Source organism: Psychrobacter sp. NG254 (genome assembly GCF_015277735.1).
Classification (GTDB): domain Bacteria; phylum Pseudomonadota; class Gammaproteobacteria; order Pseudomonadales; family Moraxellaceae; genus Psychrobacter.
Window position 1 is genome coordinate 19103 of record NZ_JADHDA010000009.1, and the last position, 25435, is coordinate 44537.

General features: G+C 43.2%; 23 protein-coding genes. 9 read left to right on the plus strand and 14 right to left on the minus strand.

The features are described 5' to 3' along the window. Positions 1-19 precede the first annotated feature (19 nt). Complete coding sequence (locus IP510_RS13270; RefSeq protein ID WP_194365304.1) at positions 20-1723, minus strand: L-lactate permease; 1704 nt, start codon at positions 1721-1723, stop codon at positions 20-22. A gap of 252 nt (positions 1724-1975) precedes the next feature. Here IP510_RS13270 and IP510_RS13275 point away from each other — a divergent pair, with 252 nt between their 5' ends. Next, on the plus strand, positions 1976-2881 hold the full coding sequence (locus IP510_RS13275) for a LysR family transcriptional regulator (RefSeq protein ID WP_194365305.1): 906 nt from the start codon (positions 1976-1978) through the stop codon (positions 2879-2881). Positions 2882-3206: 325 nt separating this feature from the next. Here IP510_RS13275 and IP510_RS13280 read toward each other — a convergent pair whose 3' ends face one another. Together IP510_RS13280 and IP510_RS13285 are read right to left on the minus strand one after the other, a co-directional pair. Continuing rightward, positions 3207-3866, minus strand: a complete 660-nt coding sequence (locus IP510_RS13280; protein WP_265087602.1) for a DODA-type extradiol aromatic ring-opening family dioxygenase — start codon at positions 3864-3866, stop codon at positions 3207-3209. 26 nt (positions 3867-3892) lie between these two features. Then, positions 3893-4345, minus strand: a complete 453-nt coding sequence (locus IP510_RS13285; protein WP_194365306.1) for a DoxX family protein — start codon at positions 4343-4345, stop codon at positions 3893-3895. Positions 4346-4541: 196 nt separating this feature from the next. Here IP510_RS13285 and IP510_RS13290 point away from each other — a divergent pair, with 196 nt between their 5' ends. Further along, positions 4542-5462, plus strand: a complete 921-nt coding sequence (locus IP510_RS13290; RefSeq protein ID WP_194365307.1) for a LysR family transcriptional regulator — start codon at positions 4542-4544, stop codon at positions 5460-5462. Between the two features lie 90 nt (positions 5463-5552). Here the strand turns inward: IP510_RS13290 and IP510_RS13295 are convergent, their stop codons facing one another. From IP510_RS13295 to IP510_RS13305, 3 genes are all read right to left on the minus strand, one after another. After that, the gene (locus tag IP510_RS13295) at positions 5553-6428 is read right to left on the minus strand and encodes an NAD(P)H-binding protein (RefSeq protein ID WP_265087603.1); all 876 of its coding nucleotides are present in this window, start codon (positions 6426-6428) and stop codon (positions 5553-5555) included. 154 nt (positions 6429-6582) lie between these two features. Further along, entirely contained in the window at positions 6583-7020 is a 438-nt protein-coding gene (locus IP510_RS13300; RefSeq protein WP_227669780.1) for an antibiotic biosynthesis monooxygenase family protein, read from the minus strand. 110 nt (positions 7021-7130) lie between these two features. After that, positions 7131-7880 (minus strand): outer membrane protein, encoded by a 750-nt coding sequence (locus IP510_RS13305; protein WP_194365309.1) that lies wholly within the window; start codon positions 7878-7880, stop codon positions 7131-7133. Positions 7881-8071: 191 nt separating this feature from the next. Between IP510_RS13305 and IP510_RS13310 the strand changes: the two genes are divergently transcribed. Continuing rightward, positions 8072-8974, plus strand: a complete 903-nt coding sequence (locus tag IP510_RS13310) for a LysR family transcriptional regulator (protein ID WP_227669788.1) — start codon at positions 8072-8074, stop codon at positions 8972-8974. 199 nt (positions 8975-9173) lie between these two features. Here the strand turns inward: IP510_RS13310 and IP510_RS13315 are convergent, their stop codons facing one another. After that, positions 9174-9476 (minus strand): putative quinol monooxygenase, encoded by a 303-nt coding sequence (locus tag IP510_RS13315; RefSeq protein WP_194365311.1) that lies wholly within the window; start codon positions 9474-9476, stop codon positions 9174-9176. 495 nt (positions 9477-9971) lie between these two features. Beyond that, positions 9972-10385: a Cd(II)/Pb(II)-responsive transcriptional regulator gene (gene cadR / locus IP510_RS13320; protein WP_227669783.1), complete on the minus strand. Its 414-nt coding sequence runs from the start codon at positions 10383-10385 to the stop codon at positions 9972-9974. Between the two features lie 199 nt (positions 10386-10584). Here cadR and IP510_RS13325 point away from each other — a divergent pair, with 199 nt between their 5' ends. Further along, on the plus strand, positions 10585-12750 hold the full coding sequence (locus tag IP510_RS13325) for a heavy metal translocating P-type ATPase (protein WP_194365312.1): 2166 nt from the start codon (positions 10585-10587) through the stop codon (positions 12748-12750). Between the two features lie 618 nt (positions 12751-13368). Here the strand turns inward: IP510_RS13325 and IP510_RS13330 are convergent. Further along, positions 13369-14283, minus strand: a complete 915-nt coding sequence (locus tag IP510_RS13330; RefSeq protein ID WP_194365313.1) for a LysR family transcriptional regulator — start codon at positions 14281-14283, stop codon at positions 13369-13371. Positions 14284-14607: 324 nt separating this feature from the next. On the opposite strand from IP510_RS13330, the gene IP510_RS13335 reads away from it, so the two are divergent. The 3 genes from IP510_RS13335 (at position 14608) to IP510_RS13345 (ending at position 16880) form a co-directional block, all read left to right on the plus strand. Beyond that, on the plus strand, positions 14608-15507 hold the full coding sequence (locus tag IP510_RS13335; RefSeq protein ID WP_194365314.1) for an SDR family NAD(P)-dependent oxidoreductase: 900 nt from the start codon (positions 14608-14610) through the stop codon (positions 15505-15507). 42 nt (positions 15508-15549) lie between these two features. Then, positions 15550-16620 (plus strand): zinc-binding alcohol dehydrogenase family protein, encoded by a 1071-nt coding sequence (locus IP510_RS13340; protein WP_194365315.1) that lies wholly within the window; start codon positions 15550-15552, stop codon positions 16618-16620. Between the two features lie 98 nt (positions 16621-16718). Continuing rightward, positions 16719-16880 (plus strand): oxygen-insensitive NAD(P)H nitroreductase, encoded by a 162-nt coding sequence (locus IP510_RS13345; protein ID WP_227669785.1) that lies wholly within the window; start codon positions 16719-16721, stop codon positions 16878-16880. A gap of 174 nt (positions 16881-17054) precedes the next feature. Here the strand turns inward: IP510_RS13345 and IP510_RS13350 are convergent, their stop codons facing one another. Both IP510_RS13350 and ampC read right to left on the minus strand, forming a co-directional pair. Continuing rightward, positions 17055-18191 (minus strand): M14-type cytosolic carboxypeptidase, encoded by a 1137-nt coding sequence (locus IP510_RS13350; RefSeq protein ID WP_194365316.1) that lies wholly within the window; start codon positions 18189-18191, stop codon positions 17055-17057. A 195-nt stretch (positions 18192-18386) separates the two neighbouring features. Continuing rightward, complete coding sequence (gene ampC / locus IP510_RS13355) at positions 18387-19607, minus strand: class C beta-lactamase (protein WP_194365317.1); 1221 nt, start codon at positions 19605-19607, stop codon at positions 18387-18389. Between the two features lie 465 nt (positions 19608-20072). Here ampC and IP510_RS13360 point away from each other — a divergent pair, with 465 nt between their 5' ends. Beyond that, positions 20073-21068 carry a phosphatase PAP2 family protein gene (locus tag IP510_RS13360; protein WP_194365318.1) on the plus strand — a complete coding sequence of 332 codons (996 nt, stop codon included), beginning with the start codon at positions 20073-20075 and terminating at the stop codon, positions 21066-21068. Between the two features lie 511 nt (positions 21069-21579). Next, the gene (locus IP510_RS13365) at positions 21580-21885 is read left to right on the plus strand and encodes a hypothetical protein (protein ID WP_194365319.1); all 306 of its coding nucleotides are present in this window, start codon (positions 21580-21582) and stop codon (positions 21883-21885) included. 97 nt (positions 21886-21982) lie between these two features. On the opposite strand, the gene IP510_RS13370 is transcribed toward IP510_RS13365, so the two are convergent. From IP510_RS13370 to IP510_RS13380, 3 genes are all read right to left on the minus strand, one after another. Then, the gene (locus tag IP510_RS13370) at positions 21983-23521 is read right to left on the minus strand and encodes a phosphatase PAP2/dual specificity phosphatase family protein (RefSeq protein ID WP_194365320.1); all 1539 of its coding nucleotides are present in this window, start codon (positions 23519-23521) and stop codon (positions 21983-21985) included. A gap of 395 nt (positions 23522-23916) precedes the next feature. Beyond that, positions 23917-24954, minus strand: coding sequence for a hypothetical protein (locus IP510_RS13375; protein ID WP_227669786.1), 1038 nt, complete (start codon positions 24952-24954; stop codon positions 23917-23919). Between the two features lie 297 nt (positions 24955-25251). Continuing rightward, positions 25252-25401, minus strand: a complete 150-nt coding sequence (locus IP510_RS13380; RefSeq protein ID WP_265087604.1) for a hypothetical protein — start codon at positions 25399-25401, stop codon at positions 25252-25254. Positions 25402-25435: the final 34 nt, after the last annotated feature.

Here is a 25435-nt window from a genome sequence, read left to right on the forward strand (position 1 = left end):
TGTGATTGTGTGTCACTCATTATGCTAAAGGCCCTTGAAAACCAAAGAGGTAAATGGCAGCCATGACGATGATGCCACAGAACAGCACATAATAGAGGGTAGGTAAAATAGTACGCCTAAGTGTGGCGCCCTCCATACCGAGTAGACCCACCGTTGCTGATGCAGCCACCACGTTATGTATCGCAATCATATTACCGGCTGCAGCACCAACTGCTTGAGCTGCGATGACTAAAGAAGGTGAAATATGTAAACTCATGGCGGCTTCAAATTGAAACTGACTGAACATCATGTTAGATACGGTATTAGAGCCGGCGATAAAGGCACCTAATGCCCCAATGGTTGCACTAATCAATGGAAAAGCACTGCCAAAAGTACCCGCAAACAACTCTGCACTGGCGACTGGCATACTTGCCACATCTGATAAGTTTATGCCTGAATTGATGAAAATCCTAACCATTGGAATCGTGAAAATAAGGACGAATCCAGCCCCTAATACAGTCTTTCCCGACTCTTTGAATGCACTGTTTAGTGCACTGCTTGATTTTTTAGTTTGAAAAGCTGCAGCAACCAAGGCGCTGATTAATAACAAGCCACCTGGTAAGTATAAAGGACTAAAGCTGGCACTGATATCTGCCTCGCCTAATAATGAGGTAAAGTCTAGCGTCGCACTATTGAGAAAAGATTTAAATCCCTCAAACACTCTTGAACAAACCAGTAAAAGGGCAACCAGCAAATAAGGGAACCAGGCCATGACAGTAGACATTTTCTTGCCATCTAAACTCGGCGTCAAATCATCTTTACTGACTATTAACTTACCCATCCATTCGCTTGGCCAGTTCCTTTGCGGCTCAAAATCCCATGTGGTTTTTGGCACTAAAAAACCACGTTTTGCCGCGTTAATCACAATGGCGACACTGACCAAACCACCGACCAATGACGGAAACTCTGGCCCTAAAAAGACACCTGTTAGGGTATAAGGAATCGTAAATGCCAAGCCTGCGAATATAGCAAATGGCCAAATCGCGAAACCTTCTTTCCAGCTTTTGTTTTTCCCAAAGAAACGAGTAAGCATCATCACCATAAAAAGTGGCATGAACGTACCAATGACACCATGAATCATGGCAACCTGACTGGTAATCAGTTGTAAAAAGTCAGCCCACTCTAGTCCTTCTTGTGCCAGTTGAGCGCTAATGGCCGCTGTATCCAATCCTTTATTTACCCCAATAACGATAGGCGTACCGACCGCACCAAATGATACAGGCGTACTTTGTATCATCATTCCCATTAGCACGGCACCCAGTGCTGGAAATCCTATCGCTACCAGTAAAGGTGCGGCAATAGCGGCAGGAGTACCGAAACCAGCGGCACCCTCAAGGAATGTCCCAAAGCACCATGCAATAATAATGGCTTGAACACGTCTATCTGGTGATACATTGGTAAACCCAGCACGGATAACGGCGATGGCACCAGTGTGTTTTAACGTATTCAGTAAGAAAATGGCACCAAAGACGATCCACAATACTGAGACGGTAATGACTATTCCTTGAATGATCGATGAGGACACGCGATTAAGCGTCATATCCCAGATAAAAAGCGCTAGACCAGCAGTAACGGCTAAAATAATTGGCATGGTTTTTTTGGCTGACCACTGTAAGCCAATAAGCAAAATACCACAGAGAACGATTGGCAATAGTGCCAAGAGTCCATATATTGTTTGATTCAAAATCATGTCCTTTTGATTGCGTAATCTTCCTTGAATACCACCAGTTAAATCTTCCTGCTTATGACTTAATGGTGATTAGAACCTTTTAAACCGTCATACACAGTGATTGGTCATTAGTGTATCGACTAAATATTCAAAATTCCCTAAAGTATTCTACGCCTTGTCAATCCATTGATATATTGTCTCAAAAGACAATGTTATTTTCCTTTTTTGGTATAATAGAAAACACATTACCCCAGTTGGAGCACAAGTATGGTCAAAGCTGATGATATGGTTTTATTCGTTCAAGTGGTTGATGAAGGTTCATTTTCTAGGGTCGCTGAAAAGCTGTCTTTAACAAATTCAGTCGTCAGCAAACGTATTGCAAGGCTAGAAGAGAATGTCAATGCTCAGCTGCTTTATAGAACTACCAGAAAACTAAGCTTAACCGACGCGGGTAGAACGCTGTATAACAAAGCTAAAATTGCCAAAATCGCTTTTCAAGAAGCCGAAAATGCCATAACCGGTTACGGTGAGGACATGAAAGGCAACATACGTATCACTCTACCAGTGGTATCTGCTAATTTGATATTGAGTGACTCGATTGCCAAATTTTGTAAAAAATACTCTCAAATATCGGTGGATTTGCAAATCACCAATCGGTTGGTTGATTTAATAGAAGAAGGCTTTGATCTCGCCATAAGAACCGCAGAGCTTGAAGACTCATCACTCATAGCAAAGCGTTTAATAGATAGCCAGTGGGTGATATGTGCGACACCGGACTACTTAAAGCAACATGGTACGCCTCAAACCCCTGAACAATTACAGAATCATGAGTGTTTGGTCTATAAGTTTGATAATGCGACTAACGACGTATGGCCACTATATATAGACGGCACAGAGCAACTGCTCACGGTGCATGGGCAGTTTCATAGCAACCACCTTGATGCGATTAAACGCGCCACGCTGAACGGTTTAGGGATTGCTTTTTTGCCACAAGCACTAGTGTACGAAGAAATGCAGCACAATACGCTCACGCAGATTTTGCAACGTTTTACCCGAAAAAAACTAGGCATGTATGCGGTGTACCCTAAAGCGAGGCAGCCTGATCAAAAACTGAAACTGCTGATTGCCCATTTACAAGAGTCATTACATGAAAAACAGGCTTATTACTGCTAAGTAATAAGCCTGTTTTTCATGCGTGCTATAGTCAATCAATGTTAAAAATGATACAAGGCAGACGAACGCAAGTACTACAGTAGTAGGCTAAGAGAGTCTAACGCCGTAACACTTTAAGAGTGGTTCGACTATATTATGTCTGAAGGACTCAAGTAACTTCTGTTTATCAGCCAAACTGAAACGCTGAAATTTGAGTGTTCATAACTTGCTGAGAATATATTTTTTTTCCTCGATCTGTTTCTGCCGCGCCAACGGCAACCATAAGAGGTAGTAGATGCTCCTCTGCCCCTAACATATGAGAATCAAGAGCATGAGGCGCTTGCGATCAGTCACTAAGCGCCGTCCATCGATTATCAGTATTATCTGCAACCGCTTCAGTCAGCCATTCATCAAACACTTCTGACGGGCCCGTAAAGTTTGAATCGCCATAGCCGCGCATATTATGAAAGCTCATGCCGCTGCATACAATCAATACGCCTTCATCACGTAATGAAGCAATTGCGGCGCCTACTGCTAAATGTGCTTTAGGGTCCAAATCACTGCGTAGCGACAGTTGCACCACCGGAATATCTGCGTCAGGAAACATCAGCTTTAGCGGGATAAACATGCCATGATCAAAGCCTCTTGACGCATCCTGATGATTGTTTAATCCTGCATCAGTGAGTAACTGACCAATTTGTCTAGCCAATATCGGCGCACCAACGGCGGGGTACGTAAGCTGATAAGTATGCTCAGGGAACCCATAATAATCATAAATCAATTCAGGGTGCGTGCCAGCGGTAATACCAAAATCTGATGTTTGCCAATGGGCGCTGACCACCAAAATAGCTTTGGGCCGCTGCGGCAATCGACTTGGGAGTCCGGTTAAAAAATCAGCCATTAAATCCCAAGTATCAGTGGGTTTCCAGTCCATAAAAAAGCAAGGCCCTGCACCATGAGGTATAAAAAATACCGGCTGCTTGCCTGTTTCTGACTTAGTGTTCATGAGCGTCACTCCTTTATGTATAACTGTTAAACGCGATCGAACCTTTCTGACAATGCTTTATCCATACTAAAAGAGCCACCGCCTTGTATCGCCAAAGCAATCAAAGCCACCATCAACACCAACGCATACTCATAACCGCCGTTATCAGCAAACAGTCCATTACCGATATGAACCGAGAAAATAGCGACGAGCATGGTGAATGCAGCGACGAGCGCAGCAGGTCGTGTGAGTAGCCCTAGTACCAAAGCAAGACCACCAAAGAACTCAGCGCCGCCTGCCAATATGGCCATGAGCAAACCGGGTTCCATGCCGATGCTGCTTAGCCATTGCGCCGTTCCTGCCAAGCCATTACCACCAAACCAACCAAACAACTTTTGCGCGCCATGTGCGGCCAAAATCAAACCTACTGGCACACGAAGTATTAATGCGGCCGTTCCTGCTTTAGATGTTAGAACTTTATTAACGATTGAGGTTTTCATGTTTAATGACTCCATAATGTTTATTTTAAAAGGGATATTTAATCTGTTGGAATAACCATACTTTACTATCAACATAACGAAAGAGTAAGATAGCTAATATTGAATGATTAACAACACAGCGTTTATAATCATGTTAATAGTAAAATACTGATGCATAATCAATAAAACAACGAATCAATAAAAACGGGTCAATAAAATGGACAGAATCGATGCAATGCGTGCCTTTGTGGCGGTGGTGATCGACGGCAGCTTTAGTAATGCGGCAAACACCTTAAACCTGTCACCACAATTGGTCAGTAAGTATGTCTCTAAATTGGAAGAGCAGCTTAATATACGTCTGTTAAACCGTACCACTCGTAAAGTAAGTCTGACAGAAGCGGGTAGCCATTACTTTGGTCATGCCCAGCAGGTTTTATTAAGTATTGATGATATGGAGTCACAACTGGGCGGCTTACAACAGCTTCCTAAGGGTGTCTTGCGTATCAGCGCACCCGTCTCTTTTGCTTTAAAGCACATGGCCAAGTTAATCACTGACTTTCAGGCACGCTACCCTTCCGTCACTGTTGATCTACAGCTGAGCGACCGAAAAGTAGATATTGTTGAAGAGGGGTTTGACATTGCACTGCGTATTGGACAGCTTAAAAGCTCATCGCTGATTGCTAAAAAAATTGCACCCATTCGAGTGGTGTTATGCGCATCGCCTGACTATCTAAAAATTCACGGGACACCCGAGCGACTGGAGGATTTAGAGATGCATCGCTATCTGCATTACAGTTATATGAATGTAGACACCAAAGGACAAATCTTTAAATATCTAAAGGCAAAACAGCTCAAGGAGAGCAGTGTTTTTCGTAGTAACAACGGCGACGTACTGGTAGAGGCCGCCATTGAAGGGGCAGGCTTGGTGTTGCAACCGACTTTTATTGCCAGCCATGCCCTAAATGCTGGCAAGTTGGTCATCGTTCTCCCTGAACATGAACCCAACTCTATTGGCTTATATGCTGTTTATGCCCATAGAAAGCTGCTGACTCATAAGGTGAGGTGTTTTATTGATTTTATGGAAGGCTACTATGGCACGCCGCCCTATTGGGATAAATATATAACCACAACCCACTGATGTGTTTTATACGATACATAACAATGGCTTTACAGTATGCAGGACGTTGCCAAAACACACACATGGTTAATATCGTTTGCACACAGTCATTTACTGGTCTGTTAGTTTTGCGTTTTTAAGCTGGTCAAAGTAATCAGCCCAGCCAATATGTTCACGACCCGCTGCTTTGGCAAAATCACTGTTGTTATCCATCGCCCCTATCGATATCTGCTCATAAATGCCCGCAACAACTGTACCCATAAACCGGCCTAACTCGTTGATCCGGTCTTGCCTATACGCGTCTACAGTCATACTGCGATAGGTCAGCGCCGTATCAAAGGCTTGGTTTAAATACTGCGTGAGCTGTTGCTGGGTAATAGGGTTGCCATTTAGGTTGTAAATGCTGGCATGATGCTTGGCTTCGGTAAGCATTTGACCATATGCAACGGCCAATTCTTTGTGAGTGGTATAACCACATCTGCCCTCGCCTGCACAATTGACAATGGCTCCCTGCGCTTTATAGCTGTCAATATAGTCCACATCAGGCTCGATATAGATGCCATTACGCCCTATAACCCAGTTAAGCCCGCTGTCTTTTATATCCTGCTCAGTCTGCCAATTGCTTTGTACAATGGGGGCAAATGCTGCTTGGGTACTAGACCCTTGGATACTGGTATACACTATTTTTGTCACGCCGCTTTTCTTTGCAGACGCAATCACATTACGGTGTTGCCCGATACGCTTGTCAGGCTCATCCATACTAGACACCAATAAAACCGCATCCACACCCTGTAATGATGCCTCAAGCTGTCGGGCGTCATCATAATCGCCTGCTCTGACCTCCACACCATATTGCTCGGTCAGAAACTGGGCTTTGATAGGGCTACGTGCCAGCGCAATGATATTGTTTGCTGGATGCGTCTTTATCAAAGACTCAATAATGGCGGACCCCAACTTTCCGTTCGCTGCTGTAACTGCTATTTCCATCATGATTCCTTAATACGAGTGATTGGGGTCTGTTGAATAGACCCCTCCTAAATTCAGCAATAATAATGATAGTGATGAAGTGGCCCGTTGCTAGCCTTGAAGTAAAGCAACCCAATGTACTGAGTGTTTACTGGCCATACGAAGCAATGAAAATCTATTTACCCACTATTGTATAACGGTTCATTTTCATCGTGTCTAGATCCAAACTGCCCATAAACTCGGCAGCAATAGGGGTTTTAGTAAAGCTTTCCATTGATGCATCCGCATCTGCCAAACTCGCCCAATGCACCACCACCATCCATTCGCCGTTTTTGCCCATTGCTGACTCACGAGAGACAAAGCCCTTTTGCTTTGCCACATGGTCGACTTCGACAGTGTGGTCTAACTTGGCGAAGTCAGTATATGATACGTTTGGTTTCAGCGTGAACGATGCAATCTCAATCACTTTGGCAGTTGACTCAGTGGCAGCCCCGCTATGATGAATGTCATGGTGCTGAGCTTGATGAGCAGGTTTTATGTTATTACACGCAGTGAGCGCCAGAGCGCCAATAACAGCGATCGTCAGTAACTTGGTTTGATGAATAAATGTCATGAGATTGTCCTTTAATTGAGTGATAAAGCGATACTGTAAAGTATGATTGGGTAGCAAGTGAGGTATGCTATCAACGCTGCATACGGTGGATGTTGCACACTACAAAAATATTAAAACTGATAGCGTAAGCCTAAGTTGATTTCGTGAGCTGATGCATTATCAACCTTAAACCCATCGCTGAAACTGTCTTGTCCTGTTTGCACGTCACCAAAGTTGATGTATTGATACTCACCATATAGACGAGTACTTGGTGTTAAGGCATAACTGGCACCTGCCCCAACATTCCACGAAAACTCGTTTGAATCGCCATCAGTATAATTGTCATAATAGCCATCAGCTTTTCCATCATACACATCAAAACCTGCGACACCCGTACCACCTAACCGAGCATCATACTCATTACTTGAGAGTCCAATACCTGCTTTTACATAGGGCGTCAGTGATGCGTTCATTGGAAAATCATAGAATCCTTCAACAGTCATGGTCACGCTTTGCATCTCACCATCTAGCAGGTATTGCTCTCCTTCACGGGCACCCGTCCCATATCTAGTGTCATTAATATCAAATTCTCGTTTTGCTAAGCGACCCTCTATACGTAGGTTTTGATTAAAAGCATACCCAAGGCCAATACCGCCAACCATGCTATCGTCTGCGTCAAACGAGCTTGGAAAGTCTTTATCATTGGCGATATTATTGCCGTATGCTTGTGAGTCGCTATCAGCCACGCTATAGCCCAGTTGGGCAGTGCCATAGAGATGATCTGATACATTTGCCATTGCAATAGAAGGCACTGCAAATGCACATAACAGGGTAAAGATAGAGCGTGTTTTTACTCGGTTTAGATTGACTAGCGTTGTCATCAGAGTTCCTTTATACGATGAGTAGTAGGTGCTAAGTAGCGTGAGCTAACGATGTTAAAACTTTTAAATATAAGTAACAGAATGAATCTATAAGACTGAGTACATATTCAAAAATTAACCATTGCCATAGCATGACGACTACTTTATGCTAAAAACTCATGCATAAAAACAGGGTATTACCCATACTAATTATGAAAGATTTCGATTATTTGTCACTAAGTGGTCAGCATTTGCTAATATTTACTACTTTACATGAGGTCGGCACAGTGACAAAAACGGCCGAGCAGCTTGAGCTGACACAATCCACCATCAGTCATAGCTTACAAAAGCTGAGGCAAATATTTGATGATGAACTGTTTGTGCGCTCCGGTAGAAGCGTTAAGCCGACCCAGCGTAGTGAGTATCTGTACAAAGAAATTAAACCGCTACTATTACGGCTTAATGAATTGACTGAACAGCAAGCGTTTGAACCAGCACTGGCGCATTTTGATTACACGGTATTGGCAAATGACTACCAAGTCGGCGTGTTTTTGCCGCAGTTGTCGCAACTGATTGCAGCGCAAGTGGCGTCGTTTCGCTTAAACATATTACCCTCTAGCAAGCCTGAGATTCAGCAACTTCGTCAAAACGATATCGATGTGGTGTTTTCACCATTTGCACCCGACCACAATGACATCATGAGCGTGCGTTTGTTTGATGATGTGGCAAGGTGCTATTACGACCCTGCATATCGCTCACCTCCATTGACCCAGCAAGATTTTGATGATGCCCGCTATGTAGGGCTGAGTTTTACCAAAGGTGAATCCGCTAGCCAAACACACAAAAGTATTATTCATGCGATAGATGATAAAACAGTCATACGCACCCATAGCTTTGCGACTGTTGCCATGTTCGTTGAAGGATCGAAATTGATGGCGATTGCGCCAAGCAAATTGAATGCGCTATGGTTTGCGCACTTAGACAGTGTGGCTTTGCCGCATCAACCTACGCCTATGACCATGCGTATGCTATGGCATAAAAAATATCAAAATGATCCAAAGCACAAATGGTTCAGAGAGCAAGTGATGGCTTGCACCAATGCTTTTAGACAGTGATTGTTAGAGAAGGCCAACTAGAGTGCATGGGTCAGTGATAGGCATCTTTAGCTCAGTACTTAACCAGATGCTTAATGGCGCATCAATAGCGCTTAAATACAAAAAAACCTCTCAAACGATGATATATTTCGCTTGAGAGGTTTTTTCAATTATCTACCTTTATCTCCGTGAGTCTCTACAAACTTCGATCTAATGCTGTCTAGAGCGAAGTCATCTCAGTGATGACAAACTCATCAACCATGCCTTCTGACACTTTGGCATAGTGTTGAAAATGCGAGCTTTGTACATGCTGCTGCAAAGCTTCGTTATTTTCCCAAATCTCATAAAATATAAAGCCATTAGGGTTGGCATTGTCTTGATGCAAGGTATACTGAATACAGCCTTGATCAGTTTGCGATGCGGCTGTGAGCTTAAGCAGCTCAGATTTTATCTGCTCGGCATGCTCAGGTTTGGCTTTAATAGTGGCAACAACGGTCAATGGTTTGTTTGCTTGCGTGTTCATAATTGCATCCTATGTTTGAATATTATACTTATTTAAAATACACTCATTTAGCCCTTTCATAGCGTATTGATTGTCTGTCATCACGCTACGTATGGTTGACTATATACCTCGTCATTCAATCCATTGTAATAAAAATGTTGTGATTCAAACAGTGGTTAAAGCCCGAAACACCTTAAACATTTTTTTGAAAATATCTAAGTATTCATGACTAAGTATTGATAACTCAGTTTTGATAAGTCGTAGCAACAAACGCTGTACGTCAATACTGCCTCTGCCCGTTCAATCAAGTATTCTCTAACAGCATTAAACAGCGGATCAATCAATATATTTCCTATATAAATCCACATAGCTATTTGGCGATATCACTATAGTCGATTCAATTTAAAAGTAGTACAAGGCAACCGAGTGTAGATGTATATGTAATACTTCAAGCGAGGTTAACGCTGTAATACTTTTATAGTGGAATGGCTGTAGCATTAACAACTGTTATCCGTACTACTGACTATGGCAGGAGTTGTCGGCAAGCGCATTTAATATGCCGCATGACTTCGCGGGCGCCCTACTGACGCATTTCTGCCGCAAAACATTTAGATGCTGCTTTAACTGCTTTAATTCCTCTATACGCACTTCCACCGCGCGAATATGTTCATCTAATAAGGTATCGACATCGCCGCAGTCTCTGTTAGGTTCCTCCCAATACTGCAGTAAGGTTCGTACTTCATCCAACGTCATATCGAGTGTGCGACAGTGCAGGATAAACTGTAGACGTTCAATATGGCTTTCACGATATAAGCGATAATTCCCCTCACTACGAGAAGGCTCTGGTAATAGTTTTTCTTTTTCGTAATAGCGAATGGTCTCCACGGTGGCACCAGTGCACTTAGCGAGCTCTCCAATTTTTATTAGCATCGTTATTCCAAAGTTATCTCACAGTTTTCTTGAAGTTATCTCAAAGTCATTTCAAAACCCGAAACATTAAAGTAACTATAAGGTTTAGCACTGAGAAAATCAAGTTTGTACAGTTACCTAAAAACGGCCTTGACTCTGAAGCCACTAGAGGGTTCACAATAGCGTTATCAAAAGAACGCTTATAGTAGGACGAATTATTATGCAATATCGTATTGAAGGTATGGACTGTGCCAGTTGCGTCAGAAAGATTGAAACTGCATTAGCACGTATGCCCGGTGTCTCTGACATACAGCTTAATTTTGCGACTGAAAAGTTAGAGCTAACATTGGCCTCTGATTCAGAGACTCAGTTCAGTGATGTCGAAAAGACCATCAAGCGCCTTGGTTTTGGTATATCTGCCACTACTGATCAAGCAATCGCAGCAGACGGCATTGGTGACAATCCATTAGATACGCAGCAACAGCGTTGGTGGCAAACCCGAAAAGGCAAGCAAGTGGTTGGTCTCGGTATCCTGATGAGCGTCGCCTACGCGTTAGCACTAATTTTTCCTGATTATGGAATGTGGGCATTCGCTATTGCCGTTATTGTGGGCGTTTTTCCCTTTGCCCGAAAATCTATGACCTTGGCAATGACAGGCACCCCGTTTTCAATTGAAATGCTGATGTCTATCGCGGCAATTGGTGCGCTTATCATTGGTGAAGCTGAAGAAGCTGCGGCAGTTGTCTTCTTGTTTTCAGTTGGCGAGTTACTAGAGAGCGTGGCGGCTGATCGTGCCCGTGCTGGTATCAGAGCATTGGCGTCATTGGTTCCAAAGACTGCGATTTTACTTGATGCACAAGGTGGACAGCGTGACGTTCTTGCAGTCTCATTGCAGGTCAATGATTTGGTCTTGGTACGACCTGGTGATAAGGTGTCTGCTGATGGTGTCATTGTTCAAGGTAGCTCTAGTCTTGATGATTCACCCATCACTGGCGAATCCATACCCGTTGCCAAAGCGATAGGCGATGCAGTATTCGCAGGATCCATCAATATGGAAGGAGCGCTGCAAGTCCGCGTAGAAAAGACCGCGGCCGACAACACCATTGCGCGCATTATTACTCTGGTAGAGCAAGCGCAAGCCTCTAAAGCCCCTACTGCCCGCTTTATTGAAAAATTTAGTCGCTACTACACCCCAGCAGTGATGGCGATAGCCACTCTGGTTATTATCATACCGCCGCTAGTAATGGGAGGGGAATGGGCAACTTGGTTATATCGAGGTTTTGCACTATTGTTAATTGCCTGTCCTTGTGCACTTGTCCTATCTACTCCGGCCGCCATCGCGTCAGGGTTGGCTGTCGGTACCCGTCGCGGTTTACTCATCAAAGGCGGTAGTGCTTTAGAAACTATTGGTCGCGTGAATGTCGTGGCTTTTGACAAGACGGGTACGTTAACTGAAGGCAAGCCTCGCGTCACCGACGTTATTGCCTTTGCACAGGGGCACATAGTACAAGAGCATATAGAATCTGAAAGTCAAAGTGAGGTGTTGGCGCTGTTTGCCAGTGTCGAGTCTGCCTCTAGTCATCCACTGGCAAAAGCGATCATTGATCATGCCAAAGCTACTAATATTTCTATACCAGTAGCTTCCAAGGCTTATACCACTGCTGGAAAAGCAGTACATGCGACGGTAGCTGATCGTCCTCTAGCCATCGGATCACCGGTTTATGCTGCCACTGAAACATCGATATCACTAGAACAAAATGCACAAATTGAAGCACTACAAAACGAGGGTAAGACGGTCTCCGTTCTGTTCGATGAGCAGAGCCGTGAAGTGCTTGGGTTGGTAGCGCTACGAGACGAGTTACGAGATGATGCTCAGGCAGGAGTGGCACAGCTCAAAGCGATGGGTGTGCGCTCTGTGATGCTTACAGGTGACAACCGTCTGACCGCTCAGGCACTTGCTAGTCATTTAGAGATAGAATGGGAAGCTGAGCTGTTGCCCGAAGATAAGCTACGCTTGTTGAATGAGATGAAAGGTAATAGCAAAGTAGCGATGATTGGTGATGGTATCAACGATGCGCCAGCACTAGCAACCGCAGATGTGGGCATCGCCATGGGCGGCGGTACGGATGTCGCCATCGAGACAGCCGATATCGCCCTATTAAAAAGTCGCGTCACGGACGTTGCTCATCTCATTGCCCTATCACGTGCCACCATGTCCAACATTCATCAAAATGTGATGTTTGCGCTTGGTCTAAAGTCCGTATTTTTGATCACTACTGTACTGGGTATCACTGGGCTATGGATCGCTGTATTGGCTGATACTGGTGCGACCGTATTGGTCACGTTGAATGCATTACGCTTACTGCGCTTTAAAGGAGCTAGTTAATTGGTAACTTGCTCTAAAAATAACTAGGGCGTGTCCTCAATTCAATCGATAGTTATCTAAATGGGTTAAAAATGGCTAAATCTTGCCAAACGGTGTCAAATAGCTGACTAATATCTCGATATTATCTGCGCTATTTTCCTTGTTTGACTGTAATTTATCTCATTTTTATTACCATTTTTAAAATGAGGACACGCCCTAAATAGTCCTAAGAATATATCGGGTATGGTCGAGCTTGGCTATATCCGATATACCTTGGAAATGTATTCTTCCGCCAAATACTGTGGCTCTACACTTGCAATAAGTACAAGTGGTTCATCAGTTCAAAATAAAGCACCTTCAGGGTAAATGCCACTTATCTTGACTATGTATACTTCATCAATTTTACCCAAATGATTTAACTCTGCCAACATTGCAGTACAGCTTATAATGTCGATCTTTAGATGACTAAAGCGATCTAATAGAGTATGCCTTTATGAACTGCCTAATTCTATTAAGCTCTAAACTAAAGAGTATTCATATTGAATGTTAATATTTGGGAATACAATTGATTGTTTTCGAAGAAAGCAATTAATCTCCATTGGTCTTTGGTCTTTGGTCATTGGTTGCGTTGACTAAAACCTACGCCAACACTCCCTCTACCCGCTCAATCAAATATTCTTTAACCGCATTAAACAGCGGATCTATCAAGCGCCGTTCTGGGCAAATCAAATATAGCGGATAGTTGGCCACTTGCCAGCCGTCCAACGCTACTTCAACCAATCGCCCTGCTTTTAAATCTGCAGCTATATCTAACTGTGACTTCAGGGCAATACCCTGACCTGCCACGGCCCAGCGCCGTACCACATCGCCATCTTTACTTCGCCGGTTGCCAGCCACTGCCACACGTTTGGTCTTGCCCTCTTTTTCAAAAGTCCACTCACTTAAATATTTTTCATCATGTCCCAAACACAGGCAATTATGCTGAGTTAAGTCTTCAGGGATTTTTGGCAAGCCAATATCATTATCAACTTTGTCCAAATACGCCTTTGAAGCACATAGTATCGGACGATTATTCAACACAATGGGCAGTGCCACGAGCGATGAATCTTTGGGCGCGCCATAGCGTAACGCCAAATCAATCTGCTGACCGTATAAATCCACATAGCTGTCTGACATATGCAGCTGTACCGTCACTTTGGGGTGAATCTGCATAAAATCATCCAACCATGGCAACACCAAATTTCGCCCCAAATCTGACGATGCAGATAACCGAATCGTACCGGTCAACTCAGCATCATTGTCATGCAATCCTGCATAAGCGTTGTCTAAAATAGCCACGGCATCTCGGCAATGCTTTAAATATTGCTCACCTTTAGTGGTCAAACGTAGCCGGCGAGTTGAACGAACAAACAATACCGTTTCGATTTCAGCTTCCAATCTTTTTACGGCTGCACTCACCACCGCTGGCGATAGATCTAAGTGGCGCGCACAGGCAGACAAGCTACCTAAACGAGCAGTTTCAATAAAAATACGTAAATCCTGCAAATTTTTCATCGTGTCGCCTTAGTTAGCTTAGCTGTAATTGAATTAGCGATAACAACGAGTTGCTGACACTAATGCATTTATCATTATATAAAAATTATTGAAACTGTTTTTTTATATTAGTCCGTGTTTGGTATTCGATCATAGCCCTAACAAAGACTATTTGTGATTGCCCAACAAAACAAGCAGCTAAGCATACTATATACAGACTTTCAAAAATATATTGAAAGTGTTTTCGCTGATGGCTACTGTTTAATGTTAATCAAACGCATTACTATGAATCATCATTAAGAACAGCAGATGAATAAGAATTCTTAAAATATATAAGGACAACAAATGCAAAAGACTATTTTAATCACAGGCAGTACCGATGGTATTGGTAAATTAGCCGCTATAAAACTCGCACAACTGGGTCACAATATCTATCTGCATGGTAGAGATACCAATAAGCTTGCCGATGTGATTGCAGAAGTCAAAATCGCTGCAACCCAAGCCAATCAGCAAGTAACTATTGAAGGTTTTGTGGCTGACTTTGCTCTATTGGCTGATGTTAAAGAGATGGCCAACGCGGTGATAAGTAAGTTTACAGCTGCAGGAATACATTTAGATGTACTAATTAATAATGCGGGCGTGTTCAAAGTAGCAAACACCCAAACCGAGACAGGGTTCGACGTGCGCTTTGTGGTGAATTACTTTGCCCCTTACCTATTAACCCAAGCGTTACTACCGTTAATGAGTGCATCAGCGGTCAAAGAATCTAACGACACACTTAGCGATGGCATGCCTGCCCGTATTATCAATTTAAGCTCGGCAGCGCAGCAAGTCGTATCACCACAAGCCATGACTGGGCACAAAAAACTGCCTGATCAAGATGCCTATGCGCAAAGTAAACTGGCATTGACCATGTGGAGTATGGCACTGGCTGATCAGGTAGCAAGCGATAACATCAACGTGATCGCCGTCAACCCCGGCTCATTACTCAACACCCGCATGGCAAATGATGCTTACGGACAGCACTGGTCTCCAGCAGATAAAGGGGCCAATATTTTGGTCGCCTTGGCAGTGGACGATAAGTTTGCCCATCAAACTGGCCAGTATTTCGATAATGATATTAAAGACGGTGAGCATGGTGATGAGAGAGGCGAGTTTGGCACACCTCATAGCGATGCCCTGAATAAAACAGCCATTGCCAAGCTCATGCAACACACCCAACAGATATTGACGCCCACACTATAATTTTTATTCCATACCCACAAACAAACATTTAGGACTACGACTATGAAAGCAATCGGCTATCAAGACAACTTATCCATCGATAATGAGATGGCGCTACAAGACATCACGATAGACACACCAGTGGCATCAGGCCGTGACGTCTTGGTCGAAGTAAAAGCCATTTCGGTCAACCCTGTCGATTACAAAATCCGTGAAGCAAGACCTGCAGCAGAGGGTGAGTTTGCCGTTATTGGTTGGGATGCTGCGGGTGTGGTCACTGCTGCGGGTGTGGTCACTGCCGTTGGCGAGGATGTTAGCTTGTTTTCAATAGGCGACCGCGTCTATTACGCTGGTGATTTGACCCGCTCAGGCAGCAATGCCGAGTACCAATTGGTTGATGAGCGTATTGTAGGACGTATGCCAGAATCACTGTCATTCTCTGAAGCTGCTGCCCTACCCTTGACGACGATAACAGCATGGGAGATGTTGTTTGATCGTTTGCAAGTGCCTGTTGCCTCTAGCGAAAATTCTGATGATACAAAAACGACTGAAAGCCGTCCGACTATTTTAGTGGTTGGTGCAGCAGGTGGCGTAGGTTCAATCATGACTCAGTTGCTAAAAACCAGAACGCAGGCCGTCATTATTGGTACTGCCTCACGAGATGAGAGCGTCAAGTGGTTAAAAACGCTAGGCGCAGATTACGTGATTAATCATCACAATCCATTGTCAGACGAGCTAAAAAATACAGGCATTACTGAAGTGGATTACGTGGTGAGCCTTAACAACACCGAAGAGCATTACGCTGAAATCATCAAATGCCTAAAGCCTCAAGGCAAATTGGGGCTCATTGATGACCCTAAAACCCTAGATGCCAACGCATTGAAACTAAAAAGCTTGAGCCTACATTGGGAATTTATGTTTGCCCGCTCGATGTTTACTACACCTGATATGATTGAGCAGCATCGCTTGTTAAATCAAGTGGCCACCATGATTGATGCCGGCAAGCTAAAAACCACGGTGGCTCATGAGCTGGGTGCTATTACTGCTAGTAACTTACGCCGCGCTCATCAAATGCTAGAGAACAGAGAAGCTCACGGTAAAATCGTACTCGAAGGCTGGTCTGTTAAATATTGATACCATAGCGAACTACTAAACCGCTACGGTGTTACCCTCCCTAGAGGTACTATATGTACAATCTGCGGTCGGCTGCCTTGTAGCTGTTTTAGACTTCTTTGACTATAGTTTTAAAAGCAATTGATGACGAGTTTGACCTGCGTAGCAAAGGCTATTCTACGATGGCCGTCATCTCATTTGACTACCGTCATGAGGATGACTTTAATTCAAAAATATCCAAGTCACGCTTGAGCGAAGAGGTTATTTTTGCTAAAGCTTAGGAGCTGTTGCTCATGCAAATCATTACTGCCGCTTATGCATAATGATTAAAGGGTTGTTCTGCCAACATTTTGACAGAACAACCCTTTTTTAGTGGCTTTAGCTAAAACATCATAGCTGCATCATCATTTGGTTTTTAAGACTTAAAATAAGCTGACTTTCCGCTAACGCTTTTATTAACGCAAATCATCTACAACGGCAAGCATTGCCACTAATGATGCCTCACCTAATTTAATAGAACGCTCTGGCGACCAACCCATCTCGTCATCGGGCAGATTGTCATTGTCTTTGAACGGCATCTCCAAGGTATTGGCAAGGCAGTCAAAATACTCCGCCACCCAGTTCGTTGCGACTGTCATATTGGCCGTGTTTGGTGCATCTATCTCATAACCTACCTCAGACTGAAAGTCGGCACTGGCCAGCTTTAACACCTCGGAAAACCTATCTCGCAGTGTGGCCAATTTGTCGTTATAGCTTGGGGTGCCTTGTGATCCCGCCAAAAACACATACGGCAATGCCTCGTCACCATGCACATCATAAAAGAGATCAACGCCGGTTTCTTTCATTTTACGAATCACATGAAATACTTCAGGGCTTTTCTCTAAGCTTGGGCTTTCCCATTCACGGTTTAGATTAGTCCCTACTGCATTAGTACGCAAATGCCCGCGCACGCTACCGTCAGGATTCATATTGGGCACGATATAAATATTCGCTTTGTCCAGTAAAGATTTAGCCGTGGCATTATCGCTGTCCAATAAGGCATATAACAAACCCTCGACCAACCATTCAGCCATCGTCTCACCTGGGTGCTGACGCGCCGTGATCCAAATATTGCGTTTACTCACATCACTATTGCTATCATCACCGATTTTAACCAAGGTTAAATCACGCTTATCAAGCGTTTCGCCTAAATGCTCTAAAGTAACGAGCGGATGGGTCTGTACAGCCGCAAGCAGATCTTGGTGACGCTCATAACTGTACGGAGCAAAATACGCAATTTGGATGGTGTCACATTCTAATTCAACCGCTATGGTTAACGTTCCATCTGTATAAGAGGTTGGCACACGGAACCATTCCTGACGGTCATAAGACGCAACTGCTTGGTAATTCTCCCACCCTTCAAGGTAGGATGCCTCCCCTGCATTCATGATATTGAGAATATACTGCTCTCCAATCTGACCTGATAGGCGAAAGTTAAACCATTGAAAAAACTCGCCGCCGACGTCTGGACGAATGGCCAATTGGATATTATTTTTATCTTCTACATTAATGACGTCAATATTGCCTGCGTCGAAGTTGGCAGTGATACGCATTGTTGTTCCTTATTATTGTTGATAAGCCATGCTGAGCATAAATGATTCCCAATACACAGGATAGAGACGGTAACAAATAACCTTAAAAACCGTCCAAGCATTCATACCTATCTGATTCTTTGTCTGCTATAACGATACTTAACCGCCTATTAGCATTGCTTTAGGACACATGAGCAATGGCTTAATAGCTATACATCACTTGCTTAACGCCCTACCATTTAGCGCACGGTCTAAAATCGTATATGCAACCTTAACCCGTTCTGTATTGGGATAGTTTTTATTTGCCAAAATAACAATGCCTGTTCTTTTAGTAGGGATATAAGCGATGTAAGCGCCAAAGCCATTGGTTGCCCCTGTTTTGTTGACCCACACATCATCTAACACAGGGGTGGGCGGTTCATTCACTTGTATCTGCTGAGGTTGTAAGATAGTTTCTGTGGAATTACCCTCAACAAGCCGTTCTAATGTCGTCGGTAATGGATACATCTCCCAAGCCAGCCCTTGCGTAAAATGCTTGGTTCGATAGTAGCCCTTTCTATTGTTCTCAAGTGCTTGCTGCATCTGACTGTCTACCGTTACCAGCCCCATATTCGCCGCCATGAAGCGTGTCATATCGGCACTGGTTGATTTGATGCCGTAAGCTTCTGCATCAAGTATTCCAGGATTGACCCTGATTGGCTCGCCTGCCGAGTTATAACCAAAAGCATAATTCTCCATTTTGTCCGCAGGGACATCGACAAAGGTATTTGTCATCTTGAGTGATGGCAGCACTGTGTTTTCTATGAGCTTGGTATAGTCACCGTGCATACTTAAGGCAGAGATATAACCAAACAGTCCGATACTGGTATTGGAATATAAGCGGGTTGAGTCGACAGAAAATTTGGGTTGCCAAGATTTATAATATCGCAACAGCTCTTTATTATTTTCAATTTCTTCAGGCACCTGTAACGGTAACCCACCTGCGCTATAAGTACCCAAGCTGATGAGTTTTGTACTGCCGATGGTACTATTTTTTAGATAGGGAATGTATTTGTCCGCCGTATCATCGAGTGATAAGGTGCCATTTAATTCCGAATAACTGGCCAACGTGGCAGCAAAGGTCTTACTCACAGAACCCAGCTCAAAGATTGTGTTCTCTGACACAGGCTGGTTGCGCTGCTTGTTAGATAAGCCATAATTATAAAAGTGTGACTGGCCATCTACGATAATCCCAAAGGCCATACCGGGGATCTGATATTGCGCCATTAACTGCTTGGCTTGTTTATCAACTTCCTGTTCTAAGCGATCATTAGCGCTTGCCGCTTGTGCAGTTTCAGATATCAGTAATGTCGTCATCAGTACGCTAAACGCTAGGCTAATGAGGGATTTTTGAGTAGAGGGTTTTTGAGCCGTCAGTTTTAATGTAAATAGGTTCATGAGTTATTTATTGATGCCGTCTATTTGATTACAGAAGAGATGATTGCTAAAGGTAACAGCTTTGATAGTCATTTATCATGCTGTTTTTTATACTTTATGTTTTTAGACCTAATGTCTTATAAAAGCTTCCGCAAAAACAGTAATAAATGGCGCAAAACTCTCAAATAACGACATACTGTAAAAATTAAGACAGTAGTCACAGCAAGGTTTGATATAGTCAGTTCAATATAATTTCGATACAAGAAAACCGAGTGCAAGTTATACATTATTATGCTTAGCGAGGATGACGATGTAGCGGATTTATATAGACTTGACTAACAGTATCAGCCAATTGGCTGTACTAGGCGCTGTCGAATAAATCACCTATATCTTCGATCGCTGTATCTCTTCAATCACTGTACTAAGCGCGGTGATAAGCATACTATTCAGTGCAGTATTAGACACGATAAAAGGAATAAGCTATCCATGATTGCTCTCATTGAACAATACCCTCAGCTAATCAGTTTGGGCATGGTGCTTATTTTAATGATGTCGTTATTATGGCTGATACAGCATTTGCTGATTCGCTATGGCAAGCGCCTATTGGGTTTGATTTCTCGTGGTGAGCTTTGGCTGCGCGGACATATTGCACGCCTGCCACTGATGGTACGCCTACAGCATAAATACCCAGCGCTATTTGGCTTTATAGCACAGCGCTTTTCCCGTGGTCACTTTTCTGGCTTGATACTCAGCGTTTTGACACTCTTGAATATATATATTTTGGCGTTGTTTGCAGGCTTGGTCGAGGATGTGGTGAACGCTGATTCTATCGTCACCACCGATCTATTTGTGTCGCAGCATATGAGCGTGCTACAAGACTCAAGCATCGTACCTGCATTTATTTTTATCACCAGCTTAGGCTCTACGCCGATTACCTGCTTAATCATTCTACTGACGGCTATCCTCTGCGCGGTCGTGCGTCAGCCATATGTTTTGGTCGGTCTGCTGATCTCAACCATCGGCAGTACCGCCTTTACGTTTTTGAGCAAAATGGCCTTTCATCGGGCACGACCGATAGACATTTTGCTGATGGAGCACACTTACTCTTTTCCCAGCGGTCATGCCACCGTCAGCATTGCGCTGTATGGGTTCTTCGCTTATATAGCGATTCGTTTTAGCACGCACTTTGTCCGCCAAGTGCGGATATTATCGCTCACTATTTTATTGTGCCTACTGATTGGCCTGAGCAGAATTGTGCTAAATGAGCATTATCTGAGCGATGTGATGGGTGGGTTTTTGGTGGGGACATTATGGCTGACGATTGCCATTAGTATGATGGAATGGCTGACTGCACAGGGCAAAATAAATTGGCGCATCGCATGGTCAGCGCCTCAGCGGTATATGGTGTGGTGCAGCATCGTTGCGGTACTGATCACGACCTTTGTATACGCCACTATTTATCAGTTTCCGCTGCTTGGGTAGCAATGTAGGCTGGGATAATGAAAGCTGTATATTAAGTACCATCAGTTAGTACTCTTCTAAAACTTGCCTCGTTATCGGGACTCTGTCTGAGTCACCTCTAGATGATAATCCGAATACGTATTAGATAGCGTACGGTCAGTCAGTTACCTTATTGCCTATTACCATCACAGCATACGTTATTCGTATCACAATCCATGGATAATACAGTCGATTAATATCGCAACTAATAAGCTTCCCAGAATGTATTAAGCCTCTATCGGATAGATGAATTGATGATTTTGAGTAAGTATCTTCTCTAGAGTATTGCTAGCTTGCCAGCCGTTAGCACAAAACCCTCACGATGGCGGTGATGGTTAAGTATCTGCTAGAAAAAGTCACCTTTCTTTAACTTTCATAAAAGTACGTAACACCGCAATCTATTATTATTTACTTATTCAATAGAGCGACGTTCTATTAATCTATCTTCAATCACCAAATACTCTTACTTATAATGACACTAAAGGACTTTACTATGAAAAACTTTAACTTGAAAAATATCGCCATCAGCTCACTAATTGCTGTATCTACTTGTTTTGCCGCGATTGGTACAGCAAATGCGGCTCCTCAACCAGACACGCATCATTTAACGCAAAAACAAAAAAATGCTATAGAGGCTAAGCAAAAAGCAAAACAGCAAACTAAGCAAGTTGTGGTCGTTAAAGCGAAACCCAAAGCCAAGCAAGTCGTCGTTGCTAAAGCGAAACCTAAGGCCAAGCAAGTGGTAATCGCAAAAGACAAACATCCAGCACAAAAAGTGGTCCTAGTTAAAGCAAAGTAGGCTAAGCGAGCCTGATACTCGCAAATAGTTTATATGGATTTCACTATAGTAGATAAACTAAGGCTAGCAGGCGCAGACCTACTGATATCAACATGCATTAAAGAGTTGTTAGATATTCGATAGATTTATAATTGGCCACCGCTTCTACCAATGACTGTGGCAGATAAGTATCTGTCAGGTGCGCATGTGGATAGTGCTGCTCGATCCACGATTGATAGCTATGAATGGTTAGCGTACCACAATATAATAAATATAAAACCTGCACACCGATGCTACGCGATAGTCCCATCACGCAATGGAAATTGATAAGCGTGGTGAGGCTATCCTTTGCCTGACCATCTTTTAACTGCCTACCCTTTACCCGACTCTCATTATTAGCGGTTATCGCTCGCGTTTCAGCTGATTGTGTCAAAGCATCAATTCGCTTAAATAGGTCAATATAATCTTTGAGCAATACATCACTTAATGGCTGTAAGTCTAATAAAGGTAGATACAAATAATGGACAGGCGTACTCGTCATATTTTTAGCAGCTACTTCGAGATGATCAACGTGGCTAGATATCTCAGCGGCTAAATCAATGACGATAATCTGATAATGAACTGAGGGCGGCAACTTTTCTGCCAAACTTGACCGCTCTAATGAAGTGCAGCCAAACAGCCAATATGCTAAGTGGCTATGCAAATCAGCCTGCCTCAATCGAGGGGAAGCCACAACTTTGACCCTGTTATTAATCGCATATGGTATGAGCAGATGTATTTGTCCTCGCGAGGTAACTTTAAAATACCACTGGCCAAAAAGTGACATACCATTATAAATAATAATGATGGGCGCAAACCTCATCCAAGTATATAAGGTGAGTCGTCCACTATTGGACTTTTGAAACCAATGCATATCCCGTAATGGTTTGGCCTGTTGATAAGCACAGGCCAACATTGTAAAACTGATCAGCCAGTATGCAGCAATAATAATGGCTAAGTTTTCTACAACTTCAGACACTCTCATACTCATATTGGCAAAGTAAAACCCTCCTATCGCTATCAACAAAAACCCGATACTACCCACTGCCAGATACTTGATGACCAGTGCGTTACGGATTCTGTTCGAGAGCATAAGCACCAAAACGGCCAATACTGCCCCGCCTAGCATGTCTAGCAAATGATGTTGATACGTCAACACCGTTGAAAGTGCTATCAATGTACATATACCAGTAAGCAACAGTCGATAAGTGACTGAAATCCACTGTTTTTTAGACGCTACTACATCCCACAACGACACCCCAAGCAAAATGGCATAACTGACATGCAAAGATGGCAATTGATTAAATGGCTTGTCCACCAACTGTAAAAACTGATAGCCGAACTGCGTCCAATCATTAGGTGGCAGCCGATTGAATGAGAAACGAGCAGGATAAAAATAGAAGATCAAACAGGCAAAGATGGTCGCTAAGATTAGGCGATAGCTCAATAAGGATAATTGCGTGGATGTCCGTACTAAAAAAAAGCTGACAACAAATAAAATCAACGACCAGCTATAAGGAACAATCATAGCTGGAATGAAAGGTATTGCGCTATCGAACGGCGTGGCCAAATTATGAATGCTCGAAGGCGCTACCTCATATAATGAAACACTGTACAAAGTCGTCACATTATAAAGCAGATAAAATATGGATAACGCAAGACATAGATGTCTAAAACGTGTTGATTTCGATGGCACACGAGTCGTAGACAAAAGATGTGTAGACACAGTGTTCAATTAAATAGCCTTGAAATATGCTAAAAGGTTAATAGTCGCTGAGGCGTAATTGATGGATTAAATTATATAAAGTATAACAAATCACTTTTTATAAGATATAACGAAGACAAAAAAACCAACCTCTATAGGCTGGTTTTTTATTGCTACTACTGCTACATATAGTCGATTCAATTTAAAAGTAGTACAAGGCAACCGATTATAGATGTATATGTGATGCTTCAAGCAAGGTTAACGCTGTCATACTTTTATAGTGGAACGGCTATACAGATCGGTTAAGATTAATTGACAGTATGGCGCACAAGCACTTCATTATCCAAAATAACATTGGTTGACCAGATAAAACGTGCATCATCATCTACGTCATCGAATATATCTGAAAAGTCAGTATAGGCCGACTTATTATTTACTCCAATTTCATCATTGGTAAATAGTGTTGCCTTCGGCCAAGCACTATCGTCAAAATCTTGAGCGTACCAATTTTTAGGCAGCTCCCAATGTAGGGCGTAGTCCAGCGAGCCTTCCTCAAGTCCCTCAGTTGAGCATTCTGAGGTTAGACGTAATGCGCCCTGCTCTGTCGCACAGCTAAGGTCACGAATTGGTGCACTATAGAAAGTTTGTGCTTTCCAGCTGTCATCCGTTTTGGCGATGATTTTATCATTAGCATCTTTAAATACTGCAACCATGCCGCCATCACCCGGATGATAGGCATGACCTTGATTGTCTTCTGAGCCGATGCCGCTATTTTCTTCCCAATCGACCAGTTTCATCGCCACGGTAAAGGGCTGCTTCACCTTAAATTGCAGAATGTTTGAGTTGAACTGAGTGAAAGGAACAGTGTCTTTGCCTACTGGAACGCCATTAATATACATCTCAAAATAGTTATCTGCAAAAACATATGCAGTCACTACTTCACCATCCGCGTCAATCTCGATAATGTCAGAAGTATCCAAGGCCTCACGTGCTTCTTGGGCTGACGAATAACTCACGCCAGTGCAAGGATTGTTTAGGTCACCAGCAAATGGAAATTTGCTATCCGTAAAACTAACCTCTGCTGGCACGGTCCAAGTCTTACCATCGGCACTCTCGATATGACCAACGGGTGCGTTTCTACCCTTTTTACAGTCGTACAGTGAGGGTACATCGATACTCGCCTTGCCCTGTGAGACAGAAGCCGTTCCCTTGTAGGTACTCGTTGATGGCAGTTCAGAGTTATTGCTTACGGTAGCCGTTTTGTCATTACTACAAGCGCTCAGCGTATAAGCCATCGCTGCCATCGTAGCGATAGTCAGGCCTATTTTTAACGAAGTAAGTTTCATTTTTCCATCCTATTCATATGATGCCTGCATTGAATGTGATAAACACTATTAAGTTTAAATATTTTCTAATATTATATTATATAAAAGCTAATAAGTATGAACTTAAGCGAAATATTTTAAATATCTATACATACAGTGGGTTTGTTTAACATGGCTAGGGCGCATCCTCGATCTGAACAAAGGCGGTAGCAGAAAACAAAAAAGTCAGCTTATTAGTAAGCTGACTTTTGGGTAAAGTAATTATCTGATAAGCCCTCAACATGAGATCTTATTTAAAGCCTGTTTGATCAACGGCAATTAAGCGTCAACAACAATCACTTCACCAGTAATAAAACCATCTACTGAACGCTCGAACGCTTTGCCCACTAGCGCCCTTGGTACTGGCTCAAAACCTGGCATCATACCCACGTTATCATGAAGATGCGTTGCAGCGCTGGGTGATATCATTACTCAAAGACAAATGATAGACCTGTAATCAGTC

What these genes read in the sequence shown, in the direction of transcription:
- IP510_RS13275 (WP_194365305.1), top strand. Translation starts at nt 1,976, where the DNA reads ATGGTCAAAGCTGATGATATGGTTTTATTCGTTCAAGTGGTTGATGAA.
- IP510_RS13280 (WP_265087602.1), bottom strand. Translation starts at nt 3,866, where the DNA reads ATGAACACTAAGTCAGAAACAGGCAAGCAGCCGGTATTTTTTATACCT.
- IP510_RS13285 (WP_194365306.1), bottom strand. Translation starts at nt 4,345, where the DNA reads ATGAAAACCTCAATCGTTAATAAAGTTCTAACATCTAAAGCAGGAACG.
- IP510_RS13290 (WP_194365307.1), top strand. Translation starts at nt 4,542, where the DNA reads ATGGACAGAATCGATGCAATGCGTGCCTTTGTGGCGGTGGTGATCGAC.
- IP510_RS13295 (WP_265087603.1), bottom strand. Translation starts at nt 6,428, where the DNA reads ATGGAAATAGCAGTTACAGCAGCGAACGGAAAGTTGGGGTCCGCCATT.
- IP510_RS13300 (WP_227669780.1), bottom strand. Translation starts at nt 7,020, where the DNA reads ATGACATTTATTCATCAAACCAAGTTACTGACGATCGCTGTTATTGGC.
- IP510_RS13305 (WP_194365309.1), bottom strand. Translation starts at nt 7,880, where the DNA reads ATGACAACGCTAGTCAATCTAAACCGAGTAAAAACACGCTCTATCTTT.
- IP510_RS13310 (WP_227669788.1), top strand. Translation starts at nt 8,072, where the DNA reads ATGAAAGATTTCGATTATTTGTCACTAAGTGGTCAGCATTTGCTAATA.
- IP510_RS13315 (WP_194365311.1), bottom strand. Translation starts at nt 9,476, where the DNA reads ATGAACACGCAAGCAAACAAACCATTGACCGTTGTTGCCACTATTAAA.
- cadR (WP_227669783.1), bottom strand. Translation starts at nt 10,385, where the DNA reads ATGCTAATAAAAATTGGAGAGCTCGCTAAGTGCACTGGTGCCACCGTG.
- IP510_RS13325 (WP_194365312.1), top strand. Translation starts at nt 10,585, where the DNA reads ATGCAATATCGTATTGAAGGTATGGACTGTGCCAGTTGCGTCAGAAAG.
- IP510_RS13330 (WP_194365313.1), bottom strand. Translation starts at nt 14,283, where the DNA reads ATGAAAAATTTGCAGGATTTACGTATTTTTATTGAAACTGCTCGTTTA.
- IP510_RS13335 (WP_194365314.1), top strand. Translation starts at nt 14,608, where the DNA reads ATGCAAAAGACTATTTTAATCACAGGCAGTACCGATGGTATTGGTAAA.
- IP510_RS13340 (WP_194365315.1), top strand. Translation starts at nt 15,550, where the DNA reads ATGAAAGCAATCGGCTATCAAGACAACTTATCCATCGATAATGAGATG.
- IP510_RS13350 (WP_194365316.1), bottom strand. Translation starts at nt 18,191, where the DNA reads ATGCGTATCACTGCCAACTTCGACGCAGGCAATATTGACGTCATTAAT.
- ampC (WP_194365317.1), bottom strand. Translation starts at nt 19,607, where the DNA reads ATGAACCTATTTACATTAAAACTGACGGCTCAAAAACCCTCTACTCAA.
- IP510_RS13360 (WP_194365318.1), top strand. Translation starts at nt 20,073, where the DNA reads ATGATTGCTCTCATTGAACAATACCCTCAGCTAATCAGTTTGGGCATG.
- IP510_RS13365 (WP_194365319.1), top strand. Translation starts at nt 21,580, where the DNA reads ATGAAAAACTTTAACTTGAAAAATATCGCCATCAGCTCACTAATTGCT.
- IP510_RS13375 (WP_227669786.1), bottom strand. Translation starts at nt 24,954, where the DNA reads ATGAAACTTACTTCGTTAAAAATAGGCCTGACTATCGCTACGATGGCA.
- IP510_RS13380 (WP_265087604.1), bottom strand. Translation starts at nt 25,401, where the DNA reads ATGATATCACCCAGCGCTGCAACGCATCTTCATGATAACGTGGGTATG.